The organism is Bradyrhizobium genomosp. III, from assembly GCF_000261705.1.
Lineage (GTDB): Bacteria > Pseudomonadota > Alphaproteobacteria > Rhizobiales > Xanthobacteraceae > Bradyrhizobium > Bradyrhizobium ottawaense.
On sequence record NZ_AJQF01000113.1, the window covers coordinates 1 to 3,029 of the forward strand.

The window sequence follows — 3,029 nt, forward strand, 5'->3', positions numbered from 1 at the left end:
CCTTTGGGCTTCGGCGCGGCATCCTTCTCTCGCTATCGCGAGCGAAGGATGGTGGGCACGACAGGGATCGAACCTGTGACCCCTACCATGTCAAGGTAGTGCTCTCCCGCTGAGCTACGTGCCCTAAAAGTCCACTTACGTCGGGTGGGGTCCCTATAACGGACGAGGGGACCCTGTGCAAGGACGGAACGGGGCCGATTTAGGCCGCCAGCATCTTGTTCACTTCGCTGACCAATTCGCGCAGATGCACGGGCTTGGACAGCACCTTGGCGTTCTTGGGGGCGTCCGAATCCGAGTTCAGGGCGACCGCAGCGAAGCCGGTGATGAACATGATCTTGATGTCGGGGTCGAGTTCCGAGGCCCGGCGGGCGAGCTCGATGCCGTCCATCTCCGGCATCACGATGTCGGTGAGCAGCATTTCGAACGGCTCTTCCCGCAACCGCTGATAGGCGGCCATGCCGTTGTCATGGGACGAGACCTGAAAACCGGCGTTTTCCAGCGCCTTGACCAGGAAACGGCGCATGTCGTTGTCGTCTTCAGCGAGCAGGATTTTTGGCATGGCAGGAAACGTCGAATCCCCAGAGGATATCAGCAGAGCTTACTAAGCCGGACAGAGGGTAAATTTGGGGTGAAAATCTTAACCCCAAGCCGGCTGCACTGCCGGCTCCTTGTGAACCGGAATGCCGCTCGAATCAATCGAGCCGCCGGCGCATCCCCGCTTCCCTGCCCACACGGTTAAGACATGTTCCAGCGCCGATCACATCTTTTCGCTTGGCAGAATGGTTGCGATTCCGGACAATGACGACACATAAGAGCCGCATCGATCGGCCGAATCAATTCGATCCGAGGCCCGGATCCTGCCGCTAAGGGACGAAGCCTGAGAAGATGACCCGGTTTGACGGCGAGGTGTCGCCAGCCTTCGAGATCGTTGAGCCCGCGCAATGGCGCGCGCCTGTCATCTTCAACTCGCCCCATTCCGGCTCGACCTATCCGGACGAATTCCTCGCGGCGTCCAGGATCGACCTGCCGACGCTGCGGCGGTCCGAAGATTCCTTCATGGACGAGCTGATCGGCCACTTGAGCGAGCGCGGCTTTCCGACCGTGCGGGTCAACTTTCCCCGCTCCTATGTCGACGTCAACCGCGAGCCCTATGAGCTCGATCCCCGCATGTTCAGCGGACGGCTGCCGAGCTTTGCCAATACCCGCTCGATGCGGGTCGCCGGCGGCCTCGGCACCATTCCGCGCGTGGTCGGCGACGGCCAGGAGATCTACCGCGACCGCATCCTGGTCGACGATGCGCTGGGGCGGATCGAGACGCTATACAAGCCCTACCACCGCGCGCTGCGCCGGCTGATCAACAAGGTGCACCAGATGTTCGGCACCGTGGTGCTGGTCGACTGCCATTCGATGCCCTCGGTCGGCGTCAGCAGGGACGAGCCGCGCCGGCCCGACGTCGTGATCGGCGACCGCTACGGCACAAGCTGCACCCCGCTTCTGCCCGACCGGGTCGAGGAGACCATGACCGGGCTCGGCTATTCGATCGGCCGCAACAAGCCCTATGCCGGCGGCTTCATCACCGAGCATTACGGCAATCCCGCGAGCGGCCTGCACGCGGTGCAGCTCGAGCTCAACCGTGCGATCTACATGGACGAGCGGCGGCGCGAGCGGAGTGCACGCTTTGCGCAAGTGGCGTCCGACTTCGGCGTTCTCGCCGACGTGCTGGCGACCACGATTCCGTTCGGCGATCTCGGCCCGTTCCAGGCCGCGGCAGAATAGGCGCCGGCTTTTCTTCGTCAGATCGTATTGTCTGTGATCGGGCGAACGCGTCTTCGCTTCGCTTTCGCTGCGCACCTTGAAACGAAAACGACAGGCCCAAAGAAAAAAGGGCCGCTCGCGAATGACGCAAGCGGCCCAAGTCTAGGGAGGAAACGCCCAAGGAGGGCAGCGGTAACGCCAAGCGCTACCGCACCGCAACAATATGCGACCGCGCCGCACAAAGTGCAAGGGCTTTTGAGCCATTTCCCATGCAATACGCACATGGCTCAATTGCTTCTATGGAAACCCAGATTCAGTTTCTTTGATAAGGAATTTCAATGGGTTGATAGCCATTTGCATACGAACAAGGCATATTCGGAACTAAGTTTTCAACTCTGTGATCGATATTTGGCCAGCAGATGACTTGGATGGGGCAGCAGCCTTCGGCATCCAAAATACCAGGGTGCAAGATCAAGTCAGCGCTGCACGCGGGAGGCGAATTGAGCTAGGCAAGAGGGAGCTCCATCCAACCTTCGCTTTGAGGATTCGGCCTGTGACGGTGATCGACTTTTCCGCCTTCATCGGACGGCTCGCCACCGCCTCCGGCGAAACCATCCTGCCGTTCTTCCGCACCTCGCTGTCGATCGACGACAAGAGCAAGACCAAGGATTTCGACCCCGTCACGGAGGCCGACCGCGCCGCGGAGGCGGTGATGCGGCGGCTGATCAAGGCCAACTTCCCTCAGCACGGCATCGTCGGCGAGGAATTCGGCAATGAGCGCGAGGAGGCCGACTATGTCTGGGTGCTCGACCCCATCGACGGCACCAAATCCTTCATCGGCGGCTTTCCGATCTGGGGGACGCTGATCGCACTGCTGCACAAGGGCGCGCCGGTCTACGGCATGATGCACCAGCCCTTCATCGGCGAGCGCTTCTCCGGCGACAACGGTTCGGCCAACTACAAGGGCCCGTCCGGCGAGCGCCGGCTCCAGGTTCGCCGCTGCGCCTCGCTTTCGGAAGCCACGACCTACACCACCAGCCCGCTCCTGATGAACGAGCGCGACCGCGCCATTTTCAGCCGCATCGAGAAGGGCGCGCGTCTGTCGCGTTATGGCGGCGACTGCTACTCCTATTGCATGCTGGCGGCCGGCCACGTCGATCTCGTGGTCGAGACCGAGCTGAAGCCTTACGACATCGCCGCGCTGATCCCGATCGTGACCGGCGCCGGCGGCGTCGTCACCACCTGGGAAGGCAAGCCGGCCCAGGGCGGCGGCC

At 61.9% G+C, this 3,029-nt stretch carries 3 protein-coding genes and 1 tRNA gene; 2 read left to right on the forward strand and 2 right to left on the reverse strand.

Translation table 11 applies throughout. The features are described 5' to 3' along the window. Positions 1–49: 49 nt before the first annotated feature. Positions 50–124: transfer RNA gene (locus tag IC66_RS0110420), tRNA-Val, on the reverse strand. A 75-nt stretch (positions 125–199) separates the two neighbouring features. Further along, positions 200–559, reverse strand: a complete 360-nt coding sequence (cpdR, locus tag IC66_RS0110425; protein WP_007597092.1) for a cell cycle two-component system response regulator CpdR — start codon at positions 557–559, stop codon at positions 200–202. Between the two features lie 326 nt (positions 560–885). On the opposite strand from cpdR, the gene IC66_RS0110430 reads away from it, so the two are divergent. Both IC66_RS0110430 and hisN read left to right on the forward strand, forming a co-directional pair. Further along, on the forward strand, positions 886–1,776 hold the full coding sequence (locus IC66_RS0110430; RefSeq protein WP_018316156.1) for an N-formylglutamate amidohydrolase: 891 nt from the start codon (positions 886–888) through the stop codon (positions 1,774–1,776). Positions 1,777–2,308: 532 nt separating this feature from the next. Further along, positions 2,309–3,029 (forward strand): histidinol-phosphatase (gene hisN, locus IC66_RS0110435; RefSeq protein WP_038947570.1); only part of this gene is annotated, 721 nt, incomplete at its 3' end.

What these genes read in the sequence shown, in the direction of transcription:
- cpdR (WP_007597092.1), bottom strand. Translation starts at nt 559, where the DNA reads ATGCCAAAAATCCTGCTCGCTGAAGACGACAACGACATGCGCCGTTTC.
- IC66_RS0110430 (WP_018316156.1), top strand. Translation starts at nt 886, where the DNA reads ATGACCCGGTTTGACGGCGAGGTGTCGCCAGCCTTCGAGATCGTTGAG.